Origin of the sequence: Rhizobium sp. Nf11,1 (assembly GCF_050587665.1) — a bacterium.
Taxonomy (GTDB): Bacteria; Pseudomonadota; Alphaproteobacteria; order Rhizobiales; family Rhizobiaceae; genus Rhizobium.
Map to the genome: position 1 here is coordinate 154,795 of NZ_JBOBHU010000006.1, position 21,826 is coordinate 176,620.

The following is a 21,826-nucleotide window of genomic DNA, read 5'->3' on the forward strand; positions in this document are numbered from 1 at the left end:
CAATGCTGCGATACCTGATATGAGACACGGGGCGAGGCGGTTTTATTCCCGGCTGAGCGAAAGTTTTTCGCGGGCTCAGGATGAGGCTGGAGAGAGGCCGCGGAGAGCACAATACAAGCGAGGGATTCGATCTGCTCGGCGAAGGTGGACATCTTCGCTGTCGCTGCCGGTCATTTACATCATGCCGCTTTGCGGATATTCTGTATCCTTAATTTGGTTCGCAGAACCAGCCATTATGAGTTGCTGAATGATCCTGAAAAGCCAAGTCGAGTGGGCGCTGCATTGCTGCGCCATTCTCGCGGGCCTGCCCGAGGGCAGGTATCTCTCCACCAAGGCGCTCGCCGAGCTTCACGGTCTGCCGAAGGAATATCTCTCCAAGGCGCTGCAAAGCCTTTCGCAGGCCTCGCTGGTCGATACCACGCTCGGCCCGAGCGGGGGCTACAGGCTTGCGAGATCCCCATCCGAGATCAACTTCCTTGATATTGTCGAGGCGGTGGAGGGAAAGGCGCGCAGCTTCACCTGCACGAATATCCGCGAGAACAATCCGTGCCGGCCGGCAGGCTATTGCGACAGCGAGCCTTGCCCGGTTGCGCGCGTCATGTGGGAAGCCGACGAGGCTTGGCGAAATACGTTGAGAGCCGTCCGGCTCTCCGATCTTGTCGGCACCTTATCCGAGGAGGTGCCGGCGGACATCTGGCAAGACACGTTCCAATGGGTGCTCCAGCGCGCCGGCTGATCATGCCCTGAAGATGGTTCTGATGGTGTTCAGGATGGCATGCGCGTTGCGGACCTGTTCCGCAGGCAGGCCAGCGCTGTCGCGGAAGCGTTCGGCGCGGCCGGCGAGGGCTTCGGCGATTTCTTCGGCCAAACCGGGGCGTTGGGTGAGCAGCGGCGCGAAGGCTTCCTGGTCGATTTCATAGACCGTCGCCGGGGTCAGGGCCTCCAAGGCGCAGATCTCCTGCATGCCGGCGAGCAATCCTGTCTCGCCGAAAAAATCGCCCGGTGCGAAGCGCCCGCGCTCTTCGCCTTCGCGCCGCGCCACGATGATGCCGGCGCGCACCATCATCAGCGAGGGCAGCATTTCGCGCTCCCGCACGATCACATCGCCCTTGCGGAACTGCCGGACAGTCGTGGTTTCAGCAAGTTTCTGCTTTTCATCTGACGTCAGTGTCGCAAAGACCGGAATGGCTTCGATCAGCGCAAGCGGCGTGACGCTCGGCGGCCTGGCGTTTTCTTCCGTCGGCAGATCGGCGGTCAGCACCTGGGCCGCGGGCGGAACGGCGAGAAGCAGGCCGGCGGATTTGCAATGACGATAGACGAGATCTAGGACTTCATTTCGCGCCGTCACGCGCTGGCTTGGGCTCGTCACCCGAAACAGCAGCTCGACCTCGAGTGCGGTGGCATCCAGCCCTTTCAAAGCGACGACCGGCGCAGGCTCCCGCACGATCGAATTGCAGCTCGTGAGCGCGGCGATCATGATCTGCCGGATCGATGCCGGCATCCGGGTCGGGGCGATGCGGACGGTGAGGATCAGCAGATGGGTCTCGTCCGGCCGGCTGACATTGGTCAGGCCGAGTTTCGCCAGGAAGCTGTTGGGCAGGACGACGACATTGTTGGCGCCGGTCAGGATGTGTGTCGCGCGCCAGTTGCTTTCGACGACGCGCCCTTCCGTGCCGTCGCTCAAGAGAATCCAGTCGCCGATGACATAGGGCCGGCCGAGCGTCAGCGCGATGCCGGAAAAGACGTCGGCAAGCGTGTTCTGAAGCGCCAGGCCGAGAATGATGGCGACCACGCCTGATGTCGCGACGAGGGTGCCGATCGGCACGCCGAAGACGTAGGCGAGGATCGAGAGCGCGATGCCGATATAGACGATGCCGACGACGAGATCCTGGAGCAGGCGGGCCTCACGCGGGCTGCCCTCCAGCACCAGATAGAGCCTGATGAAGCCGATGACTGCCCATGCGAGATGGACCCACCAGAGCGATTTCGCCAGGATGACGAGTAGGGCTCGCGGGTCCTCGGATTGATACCCCCCGAAACGATGCGGTTCGATGCCGCTGCCGACGAGGATCAGCGTCATCACCGCAAAGAAGAGGATCTGCACCACCAGCCGCGTCGTCGGCCGCTGACTGGAGAGGAAATACCAGACAATGATGCCGGCAAAGCCGACCACGATCAGGGACATCAGCGGCCTACCGAAGAGCGCGTCGTAGTTCATCTCTGTCTGTCTCCGGAAGGGGCGGCGGCACATGATTCAGCGTGTCGGCCACCCGCGAAAGCGGCCGGCTCTCCGCGGGTGGCCGTCAGCGATACTCACTTTTTCAGCGGGAAAGTCAGTTCTTTCTGATCGGTGTCGACGACGAAGACGGCGAGCAGGCGGGCGGGCTCGGTCTCGCTGCCATTGGCGCTCACGCCATGGCGGTCGCCCGGCATTTCGGAAAAGCTCTCTCCGGCCTGATAGACCTTGACCGGGCCGTCATTGACCTGGCTGCGGATCGATCCTTCGAGCACGGTGGCGTAGATGAAGGCCGAGTCCGGATGGGTATGGCCCTCGGAGAAGCCGCCCGGGCCGTATTCGACCAGCACGCCCTTGATGCTCTTGCCAGGCACGTTCGGCAGTTCGTGCTCATAGACGAGCGTCACCTTCGCGGATTTGCTGCTGTCGTGGGCGGCGCCAACGCTCGCTGTGAGAAAGGCGAGTGCGGCGGCGAGGATTGATGTCCTGATCATGGGAATCTCCTGTGTTGCTGGGATGGAGAGGACGCGCCCAAGCGACCGCGTCCTGAGGCAAGTCAATCACTTCGACTGGCTGATTTCGCGAACCACTCTTCAAAGGTGATCGTACCGAGCCGCGGATTGTCGTCGGAGACGAGCGACTGATCGTTCAGCCTGGCGCCGAAATATCTTGCCTCTGCATCGGCTTCGACAGTCCTCGGGTCCTTCATCGCCTTTAGATAGCTGGCGACGAGATCGCTGAGGCGAGCGCGTTCGGGACCCGATATCTCGATTGTCTTGTTGGCGGGGGCGGAGAGCGCCACGTCGGCCATAGCGTCGGCAACGTCATCGGAGGCGATCGGCTGCACATAGGCCGGCGACAGGCGGACCGTCTGGCCGACGGTGCCGGACTGGGCGATGCCGTTCAGGAATTCCATGAACTGCGTCGAATGCACGATGGTATAGGGAATACCCGAGGCCCTGATCAGCTTTTCCTGAGCGAGCTTACCGCGGAAATAGCCGCTTTCCTGCAGGCGCTCAGTGCCGACGACCGAAAGCGCGACATGATGCTTGACGCCAGCGACCTTTTCGGCGGCGAGAAGATTGCGTCCCGAGGTCTCGAAGAATTCGAGCACGGCCTTGTCCTCGAAGGAAGGTGAATTGGCAAGATCGAGCACGACCTCTGCGCCCGCAAGCGCTTCCGCCAGTCCTTCTCCGGTGATCGTGTTGACGCCTGAGTTCGGCGAGGCGGCAATCACCTCATGGCCGCGCTTGCGCAGGCGTTCGACGGTTTTCGAACCGATGAGACCGGTTCCGCCAATGACAACGATTTTCATAACAGGTCTCCCCATCGCTCCCGGTGCGCGGCAGCGTCAAAGTTGAATCTTCTCAATGAATGCGAGGGTTAGTTCAGGCCGGCCTTATCGAGACCGTAGGCCTTGTCGGCCGTGCCGGGTACAGTCTTGAAGCCGACATTGACGCGGTTCCAGGCATTGATTGCCATGACCACGAAGGTCAGGTCGGAGATTTCCTTTTCGGAAAGCTGGCCGCGAACCCGCTCATAGATCTCGTCGGGAACGCCGCCCTCCGGCAGTTTCGTCAGGGCTTCGGTCCAGGCCAGCGCGGCGCGCTCGCGGGGAATGAACAGGTTCGATTCCCGCCAGATAGCGACGTGATAGATCCTGAGCTCACTCTCGCCGAGGATTTTGGCCTGCTTCACATGCATGTCGAGGCAGAAGCCGCATCCGTTGATCTGCGAAGCGCGGATCTCGACCAGGGCCTGCAGCTTCTCGTCGATCACGCTGCTGCGGAGCGCCATGCTGAATTCCATGAACTTCTTGAAGAGCTCGGGTGACTGCTGGGCGTAGTTCAATCGCTGGGTCATGTCTTTCTCCTCTAATTAAGGATATTTAATGTCCTTATGGATAAATGATATCCTTAATTGCTGGACTGTAAAGCCATTCTCGCTTAGTCTGGCGGCATAAAGCCTATGCGCAAAAGTATGAGGAGGAGGGGATGGATATCGTTTCGGCATTACGGACCTTTCAGCGCGTCGTGGAGACGGGCTCGTTTTCAGCCGCGGCGCATGATCTCAATGTGACCCAGCCCGCGGTCTCCCGGCAGGTCGCGGCACTCGAAGGCCATTTCAACACGCGCCTGCTGCATCGCACGACGAGCGGCCTGTCGCTGACGGCGGAGGGGGAGAGAATGCTGCCGATGGCGCTTCGGATTCTCGAGGCGGTGGAAGAGCTCGGCGATGCCGCCGGATCGGATGGAGCGATCGCTTCGGGCAAGGTCAGGCTCAGCGTTCCGGCACCGCTCGGCCTCTATCTCAGCGAGCGGTTGGGCGATCTTCTCGCCGCTTATCCCAAACTATCGGTCGAACTGCTTTTCAGGGAGCAGAGCTCCGATATGATCGAGGAGCGCCTCGATCTCGAAGTGCGCCTTGGCCCGGTCGCCGACAGCAGCCTCGTCTGCCGGCGGATCGGCTGGACGACGGCCTTCCTCGTCGCGTCTCCCGCCTATCTCTCGCGCAGGGCGGCTCCACACGCCCCGAAGGACATCAAGGATCATGAATGCCTGTGCTACGCGAGGGCAGGCGAGGCCAATACATGGTCCTTTTCGAACGGCTCGGAAGATATATCGGTCAGGATCTCGCCGCGGCTGACGGCCTGTAACGCCGTCGCCATTCACAGGGCAGCCCTTGCCGGCGCGGGCCTTGCCGTGCTCTCCCACATCATCGCCAAACCCGATATCGCCGCCGGCCGATTGATCCCGGTGATGAAGGATTTCCAGCCGAGCCGGCTGCCGGTCACCGTCGTCTATCCCTCGCGACGCAACATGCCGCTGCGCGTCAAGACCGTTCTGGATTTTCTGATGGAGGCGATGGCGCAGGACCCGTCGATGTGTTCAAGCGGCGTAGACCGGGGCTGGGACGGGTGAGTGCAGGGATCTGCCGTCATCGGCCACGCCGCGTCAGTTTCCGCCTTGCCTAAGTCAGGCGAATCCTGCCAAGTCGTCTGATCATGCAATTTGCGCCCCAACAAGACGAAGCCCTGAAGGCTGTTTCGAAATGGCTGAACGAAGGGCGCTCGCCGCTCTTTCGCCTATTCGGCTACGCCGGAACGGGCAAGACGACGCTTGCCCGGCATTTTGCCGAGAATGTCGATGGCGACGTCCTGTTTGCCGCTTTTACCGGCAAAGCCGCGCAGGTGCTGCGTTCGCGCGGCGCCTCCAACGCCAAGACCATTCATTCGTTGATCTACCGCCCGCGCGGCGAGGAAGCGGTGGAGGACGAGGAAACCGGCAAGACCTCGATTGCGCCAATGTTTGCGATCAACCGGCAAAGCCCGGTGGCGAAAGCGGCGCTGATCATCGTCGACGAATGCTCGATGGTGGACGAGGCGCTCGGCAAGGACCTGATGAGCTTCGGCACGCCGATCCTGGTGCTCGGCGATCCCGGCCAGCTGCCGCCGGTTTCGGGCGGCGGCTACTTCACCAACCAGGAGCCGGATTATCTCCTCACCGATATCCACCGGCAGGCGCGCGACAATCCGATCATCAAGCTCGCCATGCAGGTGCGCGAAGGCAACGAGATCATGTATGGCGACTACGGCACGGCCAAGGTGATCTCGAAGAACGAGGTGACGCAGCAGCTCGTGCTCGATGCCGATCAGGTGCTCGTCGGCACCAACAGGACGCGGCGGCGCTATAATCAACGCCTGCGCGAACTGAAGGGTTTCAGCGCCGATTATCCGCAGACCGGCGACAAGCTGGTCTGTCTTCGGAACGATCCGGCCAAGGGCCTGCTCAACGGCTCGCTGTGGCAGGTGATGACTTCGTCCAAGGAAACGACGAAGCCCGGCATCAATCTCCTCGTCCGTCCCGAGGACGACGACATGGATCGCGGGGCGGCCAAGATCAAGCTGCTCAAGCAGGCCTTCGAGGATGTCGAAGGCGAGATCCCCTGGAACACCCGCAAGCGTTACGACGAGTTCGACTATGGTTATGCCCTGACCGTCCACAAGGCGCAGGGCTCGCAATGGAACGACGTCGTGCTCTTCGACGAGAGCTGGGCCTTTCGCGACACGCGGGAACGCTGGCTCTACACCGCGATCACACGCGCGGCGGAGACGCTGACGATCGTTCGCTGATCCCGATGGGGGCCGGCCCCTCATCTGCGTTCATCGCTGCGAACCGGACAGTTATGGTTTAAAGTGGAAGGAGACCGTGGCGCTCGTCAGGGGAATTAAGCCTGCACGATGCCCAGCAGCACGGCCTTGGCGATCGCCTGGAAGCGGTTGTTGGCGCGGAATTTCAGGATGATTCCGGCCTCGAGATCCCTGGTCTCATCATGCTTCAGATCGAGTGCCCGGGCGATGCGCTGGGTGGAATAGCCCTCTGCCATCAGTTCCAGGCAACACAGTTCCTGCGCGGTCAGGCTGGAACTGTCCTGATTGTCGTTGAGCGGCTGCGTCTCCATGCCGTCGTCGAAATCCAGGAGATCGCCGACCTGCTGGAGCTGGCGGTGCAGCGTCGACATTTCGGCCGTCAACTCGCGCTTGCGCACCTGCAAGACCTCGCGGAACATCGCCTCGGCCGATTCCTGCGAATCGGCGTTGCGAAGCTCGTCCATCAGTTCCTGGATGACTGCAATCGGCATGCCTGTCTCGCGGCAGACGGTGATGACGGCCATGCGCATCACGTCGTCCTGGCCATAAACGCGCATCAGGCCGATGCGATTGGCCGAGATCAATCCCTTTTCTTCGTAGAAATGCAGTGTCCTGTGCGTAACGCCGAATGCGTTGGCCATATCGGCGATAGGCACCGGACCTTCCGGCAGATCCGGCGGCAGCGCGGCCAAAGGCAGGAACCGGTATTTCGACCGGGCCTCCGAAGCGACACCGGCGGCAGCAAACAGGCGTTTGGAACCGTCTGGCATGAACCCTCCTAGGGCATCTTGTTGCACCTCATGCGGTTTTGCCAGTTGCTTCCCGGTCGCGGCGAGTGGGGTTTCCTCTGAGCGTCTTCTATGGGAAAGAAGCAGTACGCGGCCTACGTTTACGCGACACAATGTCCACGTTATGCGTGAACGATCTTTTTTATAAGTGCTAAAAATAATCTCTTTTAAATGGGATAGCAACGCGACGGGGCGCTCTACAGGTTTTGCGCGAAGGTTCCAGCAAAACACGCGCTGCGCCCGCCGCATCTTCGCAGCCGGCGGGAACCGCTATTCCTGGTACGCCCCTCACTGTTGTAATGCCGATCCATCAATATCGGCGTCGCATTCATCTGCGATTCTCGTTGGCCATCGCCGGGCACTTGGCTTAAAAAGCGTGGCCTCCCGTTTCCGAGACCGATGGATAATCCGCCATGCCAGCCAAGCTCTCCGTGAACCTCAACGCCATCGCCATGCTGCGCAACCGGCGCGATCTGCCCTGGCCGAGCGTCGAAGCCCTCGGGCGCATAGCCCTTGCATCAGGCGCCAGCGGTCTGACGGTGCATCCGCGCCCCGACCAGCGCCATATAAGATTTTCCGACTTACCCGTCATCCGCAACCTGATCGACGACGAATTCCCGAAGGCCGAGTTCAACATCGAGGGTTATCCCACAGAGGAATTCCTCGAACTCTGCGCCGGCGCTGCACCCGAGCAGGTGACGCTGGTGCCCGACGACCCGTCGCAGGCGACCTCCGATCACGGCTGGGACTTCCGCAAACACCAGGCGTTCCTCACCGATGTCGTGGCGCGGCTGAAGAAGATGGGATGCCGGGTCTCGCTCTTTGCCGAAGGCGATGGCGATGCGGAAGCGGTCAAGATCGCCAAGGCGGTCGGCGCCGACCGGATCGAACTTTACACCGGACCGTATGGCGGTTGCTACGATGCGCCCGAACGGGCGGCTCCCATCCTCGAAGCGCTGGGAAAGACTGCAGACGCGGCACTGGCGATCGGCCTTGCCGTCAATGCCGGGCATGATCTGACGGTCGCAAACCTGCCTGATCTGGTGAAGCGCATTCCTGATCTTGCCGAAGTTTCCATCGGCCATGGGCTGACCGCCGATGCGCTGGAATATGGCATGGCGGAAACGGTGCGGCGGTTTTGCAGGGCTTGTGGGCAGAAGGTTTGACGATGGCGTCCAGCGACGACACGGCGGTATCAACTGGTTTTGCCGTCGCATCGGTAGCGCCTGGGGTTACCGCCTCTGTCCTGCCGGACATCTCCCCCACAAGTGGGGAGATCGGCTGGGCGAGATGGCTTCTCCAAACTACTACCCTATAGCTGCCGCGCTACGGTAGCGAGGGAGCGATGGTCTAGCCTCCTGCCACTCTCCCCACTTGTGGGGGAGATGCCGAAGGGCAGAGGGGGTGTCACACGGCACTCCCTCCTCCTCGGTCATTCGTGTCCTCAGGGCTTTACCGCGCGATGTTACAGGAATTCACGCATGGCGCGTCCGCGCCGTGCGTAATTCATTCGACGTGAAGCTTTCTCACTCGCGCTGCATCCCTGCGACGTTGCGCAGGGATGCATATCGGCTCAATGCCCCCCGGCGCTGCCAGCCGCCGTCAGTGCAGCCTTATGCGCCACGAAGAAATCCTTCAGCGGCAGCGGCTGTCTACCCGTTAGTTTGGTGAAGTCTCCGGTCACGATCTCGAATTTGCCGGCGCGGATGTTGGCGTCGGCGGAGACCAGCATGTCGGCGATGAAGCCGGGGAGGCCGGCGCCGCGGATGCCCTGGCCGAGCTGTTCGTCCGTGACGTCGACCACATCGAGCGGCTTGCCGGCGGCTTCGGAGACGGTGGCGGCGACCTGCCGATTGGTCAGCAGTTCAGTGCCGGTCAGCGTGTAGGTGGCGCTTTCGGCGGTGCCGGAGGCAAGGGCTGCGGCGATCGCCAGAGCGCAGTCGTCGCGCGATATCGTCGAGATTTTGCCATCGCCCGTGGCGCTGAACCATTTGCCGCCCTGTAGATTGTGGGGCATGCCATGCAGATAGTTGTCGTGATACCAGGCGTCGCGGATGATTGTGTAGGCGAGGCCGCTCGCCTTGATGGCGTTTTCGGTGCCGAGATGGTCGGGCGCGAAAGTGACGAGCGAATCGTCGGGGGCCGGCATCGAGGTGTAGGCAATGTGCTTGACTCCTGCCTTGGCGGCGGCAGCGACGGCGGCCTTGTGCTGGGCCAGACGCTTGCCTGGGGTGTCGAGCGCGTCGGTGCTGATGATCAGCAGCCGGTCGACGCCGGCGAAAGCCTTTTCCAACCCTGCCGCGTCATCGAAATCGGCCTTGCGGGTGACGACGCCCTTATTTGCGAGCTCGGCGAGCTTCTCGGGGCTGCGCGTTGCCGCGACGATGTTGCCGGGGGCAACCCTGTAGGTTTCGATGAGGTGGTGGATGACACGCTGGCCGAGCTGTCCGGCGGCGCCGGTGACCAGGATGGTTTCGCTCATGGGTCGTTCCTTTTGCGTTGGGCGAGGTGGTCTCAAAAAGAGACTAACTCTAGAATAGGAATTGACTTCGCGGTGTAAAGGAGGCAGTTTTTCGCCTCTACGTTACCAAAAGGGAACCACCAGATGAGCGGCGCGGTCCTCAGTCTGAAGAACAAAATGGCGGGGGCGCGGCGCGAGATCGACCTTGCCGACCTCGATTTTTCCAATTGCCCGGTTCGGGACATGATGCAGCAGATCGGCGGCAAATGGTCGACGCTGCTGCTCGAGGTGCTGGCGGCCGAGCCCCGTCGGTTCGGCGAACTCAGGCGGATGCTGCCCGACATCTCGCAGCGTATGCTGACGCAGACGCTGCGCGATCTGCAGAGGGATGGTTACATCGCCCGCGAGGTCTTCCCGACCAAGCCGCCGAGCGTCGAATATTCTATGACCGATCTCGGCCGCTCGCTCTATCAGCCGCTGTCGCAGCTTCTGAACTGGGCGGAAGCGAATCACGATGCCGTTCGCGCCGCCCGTTCGCGTTTTGATTCCGCAGAGAGCTAAGCTTTGCCGCGGCGGCCTTCCGTCAGGAACAGCAGGAAGGCCAGTGCCGGGAAGGCGAAACCGATCCAGGCCGTCATCGTCCAACCGCCGGTCGCATAGGCCCAGCCGCCGAGCGCCGAGCCGAGCGCGCCGCCGGCAAAGAAGGTGGCCATGAAGAGGCCGTTCAGCCGGCTGCGATGTTCCGGGTTCAGTCCGTAGATGGCGCGCTGGCCGCAGACGAGATTGGTCGTTACCCCGAAATCGAGCATGATCGCCGCCACCGTCAGAAGGATCAGGGCGGTGAGCGAGCCGTCGCCTGAGAAATGACTGATCACGAAGGAAACCATGCCGAGCAGCATGGCGATCGTCGTGGCGATCCTGGTCATGCCGCGGTCGGCAAGCCGGCCGGCGATCGGCGAGGCGACGGCGCCGGCCGCACCTGCCAGCGCGAAGAGGGCAATGCCGTTCTGCGTCAGGTCGAAGGCCGGGCTTGCGAGCAGCAGGGGCGTCGTCGTCCAGAACAAGCTGAAGGCGCCGAACATGCCGGCCTGATAGAGGGCGCGGCGCTGCAGCACGCGCGAGGTCATCGCCAGATGGGCCATGGAGGCGAGCAGTTCGCCATAACGCAGCTTCGTCTTCGGAAGGCGCACTGGCAGGTTGGCGCGCAGGACGATGGCGAGCGCGATCATCAGCCCGGCGGTGAGGTAATAGACGACGTGCCAGGAGGAAGCTTGGGCGACGAAACTTGCGAAGGGCCGCGCCAGCATGATACCGGCGAGCAGGCCGCTCATGACATTGCCGACGACCTGGCCGCGTGTGGCATCCGGCGCCATGTTCGCGGCAAAGGGTACGAGTACCTGGACGGCGACCGAGGCGAGGCCAATGGAGAGCGAAGCGGTGAGGAACATCGCAGGCGTCGTCGACAGTGCGGCGCCAATCAGTGCCGCGGCAGAGACTGATATCAGCAGCAGCACCAGGCGGCGGTTTTCCGTGAGATCGCCAAGCGGCACGATCAGCAGCAGGCCGAGTCCGTAGCCGATCTGCGTCAGCGTGACGATCAGGCCGGTGGCGGCGGGCGTGAAACCGAGATCGGCGCTGATGGGGCCGGCAAGCGGCTGGCCGTAATAGAGATTGGCGGCCACCAGCCCGCAGGCGGCGGCGAAAAGGAAGGTGAGCCAGGGTGACAGCGTTCGTGGAATGGCCTTCTCAGGCGTCGTGGCTGAAATGCTCATCGGAAACTCCGGTATCCAAGGATTTGCGAGGATTGAATGCAAAAATGCTGGCTGCAGCCACCCGATGCTTGACCTGATGCCGCTATTACGATCGTCTGGGCGTACCCGTTCAGGTCACGAGCTTCATCGCCGCTTCGGCTGCGGCGACCATCTCCTGCCTGCTGCGTCCTGTTTTGCCGATGACACGCAAGCCCTTGGTAAAGCAGAGAAAGGCGAGGGCGGCGGCATCAGGGTCCACCGTCTTCGGGATGGTGTGGTCGGCCTGGCCGATGCGGATGAGATCGGCCATCAGCTTCTCGTCGGCGGCAAAGGCCGTCGCGACGTTGGCGGCGGCTTCCTCGTCGAGCAGGGAGAAATCGTTGGCACCGCCGACGACGAGGCAGCCTTTGCGGCCGGCATCGCCATAGGAGAGCTCGGTATAATACATCACCATCTGGAAGACTTTTTCGCGGCCCGTCTGCACAGACGCGATCATCGCTTCCAGACGCCGGCGGCCGAGCTGGCGGTAGCGCGCAAAGGCGGCAAGAAAGACGCCGCGCTTATCCTTGAACGCCTTGTAGATGCTGCCCGAAGCGAGATCCATCGCCTCGGTCAGATCGCTGATCGAGGTGGCGTGGTAGCCGCGTTCGGAAAAGACCCGCAGGGCCGCATCCAGAGCGGCGTCCATATCGAACTCGCGCGGACGGCCACGACTGCGAGCTTTTCCATCTGAGGTGAGGTTGTCAACGGTCATGATCCCTAATTAGGGAATGATTGTTTCCAAATCAAGCGAAATTTTTGCGACGCAACAATCGGGGGCGACATCAGAGGGTAAGAACCCAGTTCTGGCCGTTCGCCTCGGGGCCGAACATGCGATGTCTCTCCTCGGAGACAAGTCGGAAGCCTGCTTTGACGTAAATGGCGCGAGCGGCTTCCAGCATGTCGTTGGTCCAGAGGGAAAGCTCGCGGTAGCCCTTCTGCCTGCAAAAGCGGATGCACTCGTCGACCAGCAGCTTGCCGAGGCCGAGACCGCGGGCCGATTTGTCGACATAGAGCAGGCGTAGCTTGGCGACGCCGTCGCCGCCATTGGTGACGAGGACCGAGCCGAGATTGATGCCTCCGCGCTCGGCAATCCAGCAATATTCGAGCGCCGGATCGAAATTGGCGAGGAATTTTCCGGCGACGTCGGCGACCAGCGCCTCGAAGCGCAGGTCCCAGCCATATTCCTCGGCGTAGAAGCGGCCCTGGCTCTGGACGATCCAGCCGATATCGCCGGCGCGATGGGGGCGGAGGATGGCCGGCGCCGGTTTGACGGCCGGATCGAGCAGAGCGCGGATCGTGCCCATAGCCGAGACGACAGCCTGCGGCTCACCCTCGGCCAGCGTGTCGAAACGGGCTGCAATCTGCGCATTGGCGCGCCGGCCGAGTTCCTCGAACTGCTCTCGTCCCTGATCGGTGACAGTGATGACCTGGCTGCGCAGATCGGCCGGGTCGGGGCTGTTTTCGATCAGCCCCTCGGCGCGGAAACGCTTGAGGATGCGGCTAAGATAGGCCGGGTCGAGATGCAGGTCGCGCACGAGGCCGGCGGCGCTGACGCCGCCATGCGAGCCGATCTCAAACAGGATGCGGGCATCGGTCAGCGTAAACGGCGAGTCGAGATAGGCCTTGTTCAAGAGGCCGAGGAAGTTCGTGTAGAAGCGGTTGAAATCGCGGGCGGTTTCGATGAGCGGGATATCGGACATGGCGAAGGTCTCCAGGTGGAGACACCGAGGTTGCCGACAAAACCCGCGACTTCTCTTTCGTCATACTCTGGCATCCCCGAGCATCTGCCGTCAGTCGATAGGCAGCAGATCCTCGGCACAAGGCCGAGGATGACGCCGGGTGAGATGAGGCGCGTCAACAACTGACAAAAGTCTCCGTATGAAGACTTTTGTCATGCATTTAGTGGACTGAGTCAACTAAATTATCGCTGCGATTCAGGCGGCTTCTTCTTCCGTTTTTTCCTCAGCCCCAAAAGCGAACTCGACCGCCGCGCGCGCATGGATCGTCGTCGTGTCGAAGCCCGGCAGCGGCAGGCGGTCAGGATCGAGGATCAGGCAGATCTCGGTGCAGCCGAGGATGATGCTGTCGGCACCTCTTTGCATGGCGCGGTCGATGATCGCGATCAGCTTTTCGCGTGAACTATTGCGCACCCTGCCGGCGCAGAGCTCGTTGAAGATGATGTCGTGCACGGTGGTGCGGTCGGCAGCATCCGGCACCATAATGTCGAGACCGAGGCTCTTCATGCGGTCGGCGTAAAAACCGTGCTCCATCGTGTAGCGGGTGGCGAGCAGCAGCGGGCGTTTGCGGCCGGCGGCATGCAGCGATTTCGCCGTCTCGTCGATAATATGGATTAGCGGCACGGAGATTTTCTTCGCAACCTCGTCAGCGATCAAATGCATGGTGTTGGTGCAGATGAGGACGCAGCCGGCGCCGCCTACCTGCAGGCGCAGAGCCACATCGGCGAGGCGGCGGGCGGCCATGTCCCAGTCGCCGGCCTTCTGAAGCGCGACGATTTCCTCGAAATTGACCGAATGCAGGATGAGCTCCGCCGAAGCGAGGCCGCCTTTGCGGGCGCGCACCATCTCGTTGACGAGACGATAATAGACCGCCGAGCTTTCGAAACTCATGCCGCCGATCAGGCCGATCGTTTCCATCACTTTACGCTCCCATGCTTCAACTTCCAAAATCATGCCGCAATCTCGGCGCGGCGTGTTTGCGTTATTTGTCCTTCACGCTTAATGTGTGCTATAAAATTGCGCGATTTTGAAAAATCGCGCAAAACGAAGGCGCAAGGTTGACTTCACACACATGCTGGACGATCGCGACAGACGTATTCTCGACATGCTGCAGACGGATTCAGGCATATCCGTCACCGACCTCGCGGAGCGCGTGGCGCTTTCCGTCTCAGCTTGTTCGCGGCGCATTCAGCGGCTGGAGGAGACCGGCTATATCGCCAGGCGCATCGTCGTGCTCGACCGCGAAAGGATGGGCGTGCCGACCACGGTCTTCGCGCTGGTCAAGACGGCCCATCATTCGGACGAATGGACGGAGAGTTTTCGCAGAATCATCAGAGATATTCCCGAGATCGTCGAGGCGCACCGGTTGACCGGCAATCACGATTACATCCTCAAGATCGTGCTGCCGCGCGTCGAGCATTACGATGTCATCTATAAGCAGATCGTCCGTAAGCTGGAACTTTTCGACGTGTCGGCTTCGATTTCGATGGAAAAGTTGAAGCATGGGATGGCGATACCCGTAGGTTACGCTCGGTGAACAGCGGTATGCTGAAAAGCAGGGTTGGGTCGCCCGAGGAGCCGTTACCCTGACTGCCATCGATAGGAATTGATTTTTCTCGATACGGAACATTTTTCGATGTATTATGTTCACCTTTGGTTCAGGAGGAGGGGAGGATATTTCCTCTTCTTGAAGGAGGAGGAGAACAATCATGAGAAAGCTGACTGTCGTTACGTTATGCTTGATCATGGGTGCCCCCGGCATCACGCCGGCACAGGCGTTTCCGGCTATCAATCCACCCAGGATCGAAGCGCAGCAGCAAATCGAGCATGTGCGATGGCGCGGCCACGGCGGCCACTGGGGTGGCGGCTATTACGGAGGCGGCTATCACGGCCATCATCACCATGGATCGGATTGGGGCTGGGCCTTAGGCGGTCTGGCCGTCGGCACCATCATCGGCGGCGCCTTGGCGCAGCCCTATTACGGCTCGTACTACGGTTCACCCTACGGCTATTACGGCTCGCCCTACCGCTATTACGGCTCGCCCTACGGCTATTACGGCTCGCCTTACCGTTATTATGGCTCGCCGTACCGCTATGGCGGCTATTATGGCCGGCCCTATCGGGCCTATGCATATGGAGGGGGCAGCAGTCACGTGAGCTGGTGCTACGCCCGGTATCGTTCGTACCGGGCGTATGACAATACCTACCAGCCCTATTATGGCCCCCGTCGTCAGTGCGTCGGTCCCTATTGATTGGCACTGACGCCGTCTGCATTATGAGCTGTTTTCAGGCCGCCCAACTTCTTCCGATCCGTTGGGCGGCCTTCTTCGACTGCGATCGGCGCAGGGGAGACATGCCGAAACGGCGGTTGCAACCTTCGCGGCGAAGGCCACATTGGCTCTAAGCGAAATGACGCAGAAGGGCAGGTCATGGGCGATCATCATGTGGTTGTTGTCGGCGGCGGTTTCGGCGGACTGCAGCTCGTCAACGGGTTGAAGGGCGCAGGGGTGAGGATCACGCTCGTCGACCGGCGCAACCATCATCTCTTCCAGCCGCTGCTCTATCAGGTGGCGACGACCATTCTCTCCACCTCGGAAATCGCCTGGCCGATCCGCCGCCTCTATGCCGACCGGCCCGACGTGACCGTGCTGCTCGGCGAAGTCGCCGATGTCGACAGCGGCGCGAAGACGGTTTCGTTACGCAACGGCATGACTCTCGGATACGACACGCTGGTGTTGGCGACCGGCGCGACACATGCCTATTTCGGTCATGACGAATGGGAGCCGGTAGCGCCCGGCCTGAAGACCCTGGAGGACGCGACCACGATCCGCCGGCGGGTGCTGCTTGCGTTCGAGAAGGCGGAGTTGGAGGCCGATCCGCTCGTGCGCGACGCGCTGCTCACCTTCGCCATTGTCGGCGCTGGGCCGACCGGCGTCGAGCTTGCCGGCATCATAGCCGAACTCGCGCATTTCACGCTGCCGAACGAATTCCGCAACATCGATACGCGCAAGACCCGTGTCGTGCTGGTCGAGGCCGGCCCGCGGGTTCTGCCGACCTTCGCCGAGGAGCTTTCGGCCTATGCGCAAAAGGCGCTTGAGAAACTCGGGGTCGAGGTCCTCCTCGGCAAGCCGGTGACGGAGTGCGGCGCCGACGGCGTGCAGATCGGCGAGACCTTCATCCCGAGCCGGACGATCGTCTGGGCCGCCGGCGTCACAGCTTCGCCGGCAGCTCGCTGGCTCGGCGTGCCGGCCGACCGGGCAGGTCGTGTGGTCGTCGAAAAGGATCTGAGCGCGCCCGGCCTGCCCGATGTCTTCGTCATCGGCGACACTGCCTCGGTGATGCGTGAGGACGGCAAGCCGGTGCCGGGTATCGCACCCGCAGCAAAGCAGCAGGGCGCTTATGTCGCCAAGGTCATCCGCGCGCGTCTTTCGGGCAAGCCGGCGCCGGCGCCCTTCCGTTACCGGCACCAGGGGAGTCTCGCCACGATCGGCCAGAGTGCGGCGATCATCGATTTCGGCCGGATCAAGCTGAAAGGCTGGATTGCTTGGTGGATTTGGGGCCTCGCCCATATCTACTTCCTGATCGGCACGCGCTCGCGCTTCTCCGTCGCCTGGAGCTGGCTGTGGATTTATCTCAGCGGCCAGCACAGCGCCCGGCTGATCACGCAGCGGGAGACGATGCGGGAGGAGGGTTAGGTTTTCTTCTTTTCGTCAGCTGAAGGACGGCGGGAGAGGGCGCGCCGTGTGGCACCCCCCTCTGCCCTGCCGGGCATCTCCCCCACAGGTGGGGAGATCGGCTGGGCGCGATTGTTCCCCAAACAACTACCGGATCGTTATTCGATACAGCAGAGAGGGACCGATGATCCAACCGCTTGTCGATCTCCACCCTTGTGGGGGAGATGCCCGGCAGGGCAGAGGGGGGTGCCTCACGGCAAGCCGACACAGCAAACCACCCGGCGCACCCGCAGCGTAAATGCAATACACCCAAGCTTGACATATCTCTGCACCCAGCCTTAGCATCCGACCCGCGTCTCCCCACCACCGGGCCACATCCAGCCGTAACAACGGACAGAGGTTCCAATGCGCCGAGTCACTTCTCACGAAAATCACATCCGAATTTCTGAGAAGTTGGTGGTTCATGCGAATTTTGAATCTGGGCATCCTCGCCCATGTGGATGCAGGCAAGACTAGCCTTACCGAAAGACTGCTTTTCAACGCCGGCGTCATCGACAAGCTCGGCAGCGTCGATACCGGCGATACGCAGACGGACAATCTCGAACTCGAGCGGCAGCGCGGTATCACGATCCGGGCCGCGGTGGTGTCGTTTAAGATCGGCGACAGGATTGTCAATCTGATCGACACGCCCGGCCACCCGGATTTCATCGCCGAGGTCGAACGGGTGCTGGGATTGCTGGATGCCGCGGTCGTCGTTGTTTGCGCGGTCGAAGGTGTGCAAGCGCAGACGCGCGTGCTGGTGCGGGCGCTGCGGCGGCTCGGCGTGCCCATCGTCTTCTTCGTCAACAAGGTCGATCGGCTCGGCGCCCGGTATCAGGAGGTGATGGAGGCGCTTGCCGCGCAGCTCTCGGTCCGGCCGATCGCCATGTCCACGATTATCGATGCCGGCAGCAAGCTTGCCCGGGTGGAGGCGCTCGCTCCGAGAGATGAGCCGCTTTTCTCGACGCTCTGCGAGGCGCTTGGGGAAAATGACGAGGCGCTACTCGATGACTATGTGCTCGCTCCCGATCGGCTGACCGAGGAAAGGCTCGGGCGCTCTCTCACCGAGCAGGTGGAGCGCGGCCTGGTACATCCCGTCTTTGCGGGCGCGGCGATGAGCGGTGTCGGCATATCAGCTCTGGCATCGGCCATTGGGACGATCCTGCCCGAGCGGCGCCCCGATCCGGATGGCCCGGTCGCCGGCAAGATCTTCAAGATCGAGCGCGGCTGGGGCGGGGAAAAGCTGTGCTATCTCTCCCTGACCTCAGGCACGATATGGCTCCGGCAATATCTGGATCTGCCGAAAGGCCCGGGGCGGGTGACGGCGATCCAGCTGTTCGAGGACGGCCGGATCCATGGCGCCGAGAGCCTCCGCGCCGGGCAGATCGCACGAGTCAGCGGCCTGGCCGGAGCGCGGATCGGCGACGCAGTGGGCGGCGATCGGTTTTCCGGCGGGCAGGCTCACTTTGCGCCGCCGACACTCGAAACCCGCGTGCTTGCCCGCCGCCCGTCCGACAAGGCGGCGCTCTAGCTAGCGCTGAACCGGATGGCCGAACAGGACCCGTTGATCAATCTGCGCCGCAACGAAGAGACGGACGAGGTGTTCGTCTCACTTTATGGCGAGGTGCAGAAGGAGGTGATCCAATCGACGCTGCTGACGGATTTCAGTCTCGATGCCAGCTTCGAGGAAAGCACGGTCATCCTGACCGAGAGGCCTGTGGGGATCGGAACCGGCCTGCAGATCCTCTTCAAGGAGCCCAATCCGTTCCTGGCGACCGTCGGGCTGCGGATAGAGCCGCGGCCTGCCGGGGCGGGCAATAGCTTTGCACTGGAAGTGGATGTCGGCCAGATGCCAGAAGCCTTCTATCGGGCAGTCGAGGAAACCGTGTTCGAGACGCTGAAGCAGGGAGCTTTCGGCTGGCAGGTCATCGATTGCCATGTGGCGATGACGGCCGCCCGGCATAGTTCGCCGGCAAGCACCGCCGCCGATTTCCGGCAACTGACGCCCTGGGTGCTGGCCACGGCGCTATCGGCTGCGCAGACCGTGCTCTGCGAGCCAGTCGACCGCTTTCATCTCGAAGCACCGGCGGAAAGTTTGAGCGGCGTGCTCAGCTTGCTTGCGAAATCGGCCGCGACAACGGCCGATTCCGTGATCGCCGATGGCGTGGCTCGGCTGGAAGGCACTATCGCATCTCAGATGGTGCGGAGCGTCCAGCAGCAATTGCCGGGGCTGACCAGCGGGGCGGGGACCATGGAAACCGCTTTCGATCACCACGCCCCGATGGCCGGGCCGCCGCGCCTGCGCCGGCGTTCGGGGCCTGATCCGTTCAACGGGGTGGAGTATCTGCTGCGGTTGCGGGGGAGTGTGTGAGAGGCGCATTTTGGTCATGGATGGGGCATGCCGTGTGGCCCCCCTCTGCCCTGCCGGGCATCTTCCCGACAAGGGCGAGATCGGCAAGTAGCCATGCTTCGCCCTAATTTGGCGATTCATGACGGTCAATTGTTGGGGAAGCCATCGCGTCCAGCCGATCTCCCCACCTGTGGGGGAGATGCCCGGCAGGGCAGAGGGGTACCACACGGCATGCCGGCCCGAATCCAGCTACGGGGCGGGTGCTCCTAGGCGGTGGGCGGGAGCAGCACTTGCGGGCGATGCTTCGAGGCTCCGCCCTACGGGCTGCGCACCTCAGCATGAGGGCGGTGGAGTTTGCCGCAAAAAAAGGCGGCCCTTTCGAGCCGCCTTCCATTATCCTCAGGCCGCCAGCGAGGCGATGTCGATGACGAAGCGGTAGCGGACGTCGCTTTTCAGGACGCGTTCATAGGCTTCGTTGACCTGATCGATGTCGATCTTCTCGATTTCGGAGACAATGTTGTGCTTGCCGCAGAAATCCAGCATTTCCTGAGTTTCCTTGATCGAACCGATCATGGAGCCGGAGATGCTCTTGCGGCCGGGAATGATCGAGAAGGCGTGCACCGGGATCGGGTTTTCGGGCGCGCCGACGACGACGAAGGAGCCGTCCACCTTCAGAAGGCCGAGATAGGCGTTCCAGTCGATCTCGGCGCTGACGGTGCAGATGATCAGGTCGAACGTGCCGGCGAGCTTGGTGAAGGTTTCCGGGTCGTTGGTGGCGTAATATTCCTTGGCGCCGAGCTTCAGACCGTCCTCCTTCTTGGAAAGGCTCTGGGAGAGAACGGTGATTTCAGCGCCCATGGCCGAACCCAGCTTGACGCCCATATGACCGAGGCCACCCATGCCGACGATGGCGACCTTCTTGCCGGGGCCGGCATTCCAGTGGCGCAGCGGCGAATAGAGTGTGATGCCGGCGCACAGCAACGGTGCGGAAGCGTCGAGCGGAAGGTTGTCCGGGATGGACAAGACGTAGCCTTCCTTGACAACGATCGAGTCGGAATAGCCGCCCTGGGTGCGCGTCTTGCCGTCGGCTTCGAAATCATTGTAGGTGCCGCTGAGACCCGGCATGTACTGTTCGCGGTCGAGGTCGCGCTCGGCGCAGCCGATGCAGGAATCGACGAAGCAGCCGACGCCGACGCGGTCGCCGACCTTGAACTTGGTGACGGCGGAGCCTACGGCGGAAACGATACCGGCGATCTCATGGCCGGGCACGATCGGATAGACGGCGTTCTTCCATTCGTTGCGGACGGTGTGGATGTCCGAATGGCAGATGCCGGCAAACTTGATGTCGATGACGACATCGTCGGGCCTGGGGTCGCGGCGTTCGAAGGTGAAAGGGGTCAGCGGCTTGGAAGCGTCAGTTGCGGCATAGCCTCTTGCGATAGGCATGGGAACCTTCCTTTTCATTTTCGGGAGGGGGTTGAGCGGGATGGCGAACTATTGCCTGGAATGGTGGGAGAGGGTTAGAGCGATCCTCTCAGCTTTTTGCACGATCCTGCAAAAGTGGGGCACCTGCCTGTTTGAGAAATGGTCCAGGCACTCTAGATAAGGGCAGTGCCGCTGGCGTCGAATAGTTGACAGAAAGAGTTGCCGATGACCTTGCCTTTCAGCCCCTATCGGGAGATCGTCGAACTCGCGATGCGCTTTGCGCCCAGAGACGGCGAGTTCTCGACTGCTATCGGCAATCTTCATATCAGCCGCAGGTCGAAGCCCAGCGATCCCTTGCACAGCAGCTACCGACCCTGCTTCGCCTTCGTGCTGCAGGGGGCCAAAAGCCTGCAGCTCGGCACGGAAATGATCAGCTACGGCACCGGCGATTATCTCTTGACCTCGCTCGATCTGCCGGTCGCCTGGCGGGTTACGGAGGCAAGTCCCGAGGTGCCGCATCTCTGTCTCGGGATGGCGATTGATTCCGAAAAGCTGCTGGAGCTGCTCAGCCGCATCGATGTTCCGCGCCCGGCCGCCCATACCGACGGGCAGCGCGGAATGGTGGTGAGCGTCGCGCCGCCGGAACTCATGGATGCCGCCGTCCGCCTGCTGCGCTTGCTCGATCGTCCAGGCGACATTCCCGCCATGGCGCCGCTGATTGAACAGGAAATCCTTTACCGGGTGCTGACCGGGCCGCATGGAGCCCGGCTGATCAACATTGCCACGGCAGACAGTCACAGCAACAGGATCGCCCGCGCCGTCGCATGGCTGAAGGAGAATTTCGCGCGGCCGCTGCGCATCGAAGACCTCGCCGAGCGCGTCAATATGAGCGTGTCGTCCTTCCATCATCACTTCAAGTCGGTGACGGCGATGACGCCGGTGCAGTATCAGAAGCAGCTTCGCCTGCATGAGGCACGCCGGCTGATGCTCATCGAGCGGCTCGACGCTGGCACGGCCGGCCATCGCGTCGGCTATCAAAGTCCCTCGCAATTCAGCCGCGAATACAGCCGCCTCTACGGCGCTTCGCCGGCCCGCGATATCGACGGCGTGCGCGAGATGGTGGCAGCGGAATAGACGCCGGTGGCTGCAGCCAAAGCGCGGTATTAAAGGATGC

Annotated in this window: 20 protein-coding genes and 1 pseudogene; 10 read left to right on the forward strand and 11 right to left on the reverse strand. The window is 62.0% G+C overall.

What is annotated here, in order from left to right:
- The first annotated feature begins 247 nt into the window (after positions 1-247).
- A complete protein-coding gene (locus ACQ7C1_RS11665; protein ID WP_430958368.1) occupies positions 248-736 on the forward strand; it encodes an RrF2 family transcriptional regulator in 489 nt (162 codons plus the stop codon).
- Here the strand turns inward: ACQ7C1_RS11665 and ACQ7C1_RS11670 are convergent, their stop codons facing one another.
- The 4 genes from ACQ7C1_RS11670 to ACQ7C1_RS11685 form a co-directional block, all read right to left on the reverse strand.
- A complete protein-coding gene (locus ACQ7C1_RS11670) occupies positions 737-2,218 on the reverse strand; it encodes a mechanosensitive ion channel domain-containing protein (RefSeq protein WP_430958369.1) in 1,482 nt (493 codons plus the stop codon). It lies immediately after the preceding gene.
- A 95-nt stretch (positions 2,219-2,313) separates the two neighbouring features.
- Entirely contained in the window at positions 2,314-2,730 is a 417-nt protein-coding gene (locus ACQ7C1_RS11675) for a cupin domain-containing protein (protein WP_430958370.1), read from the reverse strand.
- Between the two features lie 62 nt (positions 2,731-2,792).
- Positions 2,793-3,551, reverse strand: coding sequence for an SDR family oxidoreductase (locus ACQ7C1_RS11680; protein WP_430958371.1), 759 nt, complete (start codon positions 3,549-3,551; stop codon positions 2,793-2,795).
- Positions 3,552-3,619: 68 nt separating this feature from the next.
- A complete protein-coding gene (locus tag ACQ7C1_RS11685) occupies positions 3,620-4,099 on the reverse strand; it encodes a carboxymuconolactone decarboxylase family protein (RefSeq protein WP_085778718.1) in 480 nt (159 codons plus the stop codon).
- A gap of 131 nt (positions 4,100-4,230) precedes the next feature.
- Here ACQ7C1_RS11685 and ACQ7C1_RS11690 point away from each other — a divergent pair, with 131 nt between their 5' ends.
- Positions 4,231-5,157: a LysR family transcriptional regulator gene (locus ACQ7C1_RS11690; protein WP_430958372.1), complete on the forward strand. Its 927-nt coding sequence runs from the start codon at positions 4,231-4,233 to the stop codon at positions 5,155-5,157.
- Positions 5,158-5,240: 83 nt separating this feature from the next.
- Positions 5,241-6,368 (forward strand): ATP-dependent DNA helicase, encoded by a 1,128-nt coding sequence (locus ACQ7C1_RS11695; protein ID WP_183702311.1) that lies wholly within the window; start codon positions 5,241-5,243, stop codon positions 6,366-6,368.
- Between the two features lie 95 nt (positions 6,369-6,463).
- On the opposite strand, the gene ACQ7C1_RS11700 is transcribed toward ACQ7C1_RS11695, so the two are convergent.
- The gene (locus ACQ7C1_RS11700) at positions 6,464-7,156 is read right to left on the reverse strand and encodes a MerR family transcriptional regulator (RefSeq protein ID WP_430958373.1); all 693 of its coding nucleotides are present in this window, start codon (positions 7,154-7,156) and stop codon (positions 6,464-6,466) included.
- Between the two features lie 431 nt (positions 7,157-7,587).
- Between ACQ7C1_RS11700 and ACQ7C1_RS11705 the strand changes: the two genes are divergently transcribed.
- Positions 7,588-8,340, forward strand: coding sequence for a pyridoxine 5'-phosphate synthase (locus tag ACQ7C1_RS11705; RefSeq protein ID WP_430958374.1), 753 nt, complete (start codon positions 7,588-7,590; stop codon positions 8,338-8,340).
- 407 nt (positions 8,341-8,747) lie between these two features.
- On the opposite strand, the gene ACQ7C1_RS11710 is transcribed toward ACQ7C1_RS11705, so the two are convergent.
- The gene (locus ACQ7C1_RS11710) at positions 8,748-9,656 is read right to left on the reverse strand and encodes an SDR family oxidoreductase (protein WP_097598014.1); all 909 of its coding nucleotides are present in this window, start codon (positions 9,654-9,656) and stop codon (positions 8,748-8,750) included.
- A gap of 123 nt (positions 9,657-9,779) precedes the next feature.
- Here ACQ7C1_RS11710 and ACQ7C1_RS11715 point away from each other — a divergent pair, with 123 nt between their 5' ends.
- Entirely contained in the window at positions 9,780-10,196 is a 417-nt protein-coding gene (locus tag ACQ7C1_RS11715; RefSeq protein WP_085778712.1) for a winged helix-turn-helix transcriptional regulator, read from the forward strand.
- On the opposite strand, the gene ACQ7C1_RS11720 is transcribed toward ACQ7C1_RS11715, so the two are convergent.
- The 4 genes from ACQ7C1_RS11720 to ACQ7C1_RS11735 all read right to left on the reverse strand — a co-directional run bounded on the left by ACQ7C1_RS11720 (position 10,193) and on the right by ACQ7C1_RS11735 (position 14,082).
- Positions 10,193-11,407, reverse strand: coding sequence for an MFS transporter (locus tag ACQ7C1_RS11720; protein WP_430958375.1), 1,215 nt, complete (start codon positions 11,405-11,407; stop codon positions 10,193-10,195). The genes ACQ7C1_RS11715 and ACQ7C1_RS11720 overlap by 4 nt on opposite strands.
- 109 nt (positions 11,408-11,516) lie before the next feature.
- Complete coding sequence (locus ACQ7C1_RS11725) at positions 11,517-12,140, reverse strand: TetR/AcrR family transcriptional regulator (RefSeq protein ID WP_430958376.1); 624 nt, start codon at positions 12,138-12,140, stop codon at positions 11,517-11,519.
- Positions 12,141-12,210: 70 nt separating this feature from the next.
- On the reverse strand, positions 12,211-13,128 hold the full coding sequence (locus ACQ7C1_RS11730) for a bifunctional helix-turn-helix transcriptional regulator/GNAT family N-acetyltransferase (RefSeq protein ID WP_430958377.1): 918 nt from the start codon (positions 13,126-13,128) through the stop codon (positions 12,211-12,213).
- A gap of 234 nt (positions 13,129-13,362) precedes the next feature.
- Complete coding sequence (locus tag ACQ7C1_RS11735) at positions 13,363-14,082, reverse strand: aspartate/glutamate racemase family protein (protein WP_430958471.1); 720 nt, start codon at positions 14,080-14,082, stop codon at positions 13,363-13,365.
- Positions 14,083-14,236: 154 nt separating this feature from the next.
- Here ACQ7C1_RS11735 and ACQ7C1_RS11740 point away from each other — a divergent pair, with 154 nt between their 5' ends.
- From ACQ7C1_RS11740 to ACQ7C1_RS11755, 4 genes and pseudogenes are all read left to right on the forward strand, one after another.
- Complete coding sequence (locus ACQ7C1_RS11740) at positions 14,237-14,701, forward strand: Lrp/AsnC family transcriptional regulator (protein WP_085778707.1); 465 nt, start codon at positions 14,237-14,239, stop codon at positions 14,699-14,701.
- Between the two features lie 172 nt (positions 14,702-14,873).
- A complete protein-coding gene (locus ACQ7C1_RS11745) occupies positions 14,874-15,416 on the forward strand; it encodes a BA14K family protein (protein ID WP_285191602.1) in 543 nt (180 codons plus the stop codon).
- Positions 15,417-15,593: 177 nt separating this feature from the next.
- A complete protein-coding gene (locus ACQ7C1_RS11750) occupies positions 15,594-16,859 on the forward strand; it encodes an NAD(P)/FAD-dependent oxidoreductase (protein ID WP_430958378.1) in 1,266 nt (421 codons plus the stop codon).
- Positions 16,860-17,301: 442 nt separating this feature from the next.
- Positions 17,302-19,248, forward strand: a pseudogene (locus ACQ7C1_RS11755) (GTP-binding protein).
- Positions 19,249-19,626: 378 nt separating this feature from the next.
- Here the strand turns inward: ACQ7C1_RS11755 and ACQ7C1_RS11760 are convergent.
- Positions 19,627-20,673, reverse strand: coding sequence for an NAD(P)-dependent alcohol dehydrogenase (locus tag ACQ7C1_RS11760; RefSeq protein WP_430958379.1), 1,047 nt, complete (start codon positions 20,671-20,673; stop codon positions 19,627-19,629).
- Positions 20,674-20,877: 204 nt separating this feature from the next.
- Here ACQ7C1_RS11760 and ACQ7C1_RS11765 point away from each other — a divergent pair, with 204 nt between their 5' ends.
- Positions 20,878-21,786 carry an AraC family transcriptional regulator N-terminal domain-containing protein gene (locus ACQ7C1_RS11765; protein WP_430958380.1) on the forward strand — a complete coding sequence of 303 codons (909 nt, stop codon included), beginning with the start codon at positions 20,878-20,880 and terminating at the stop codon, positions 21,784-21,786.
- Positions 21,787-21,826: the final 40 nt, after the last annotated feature.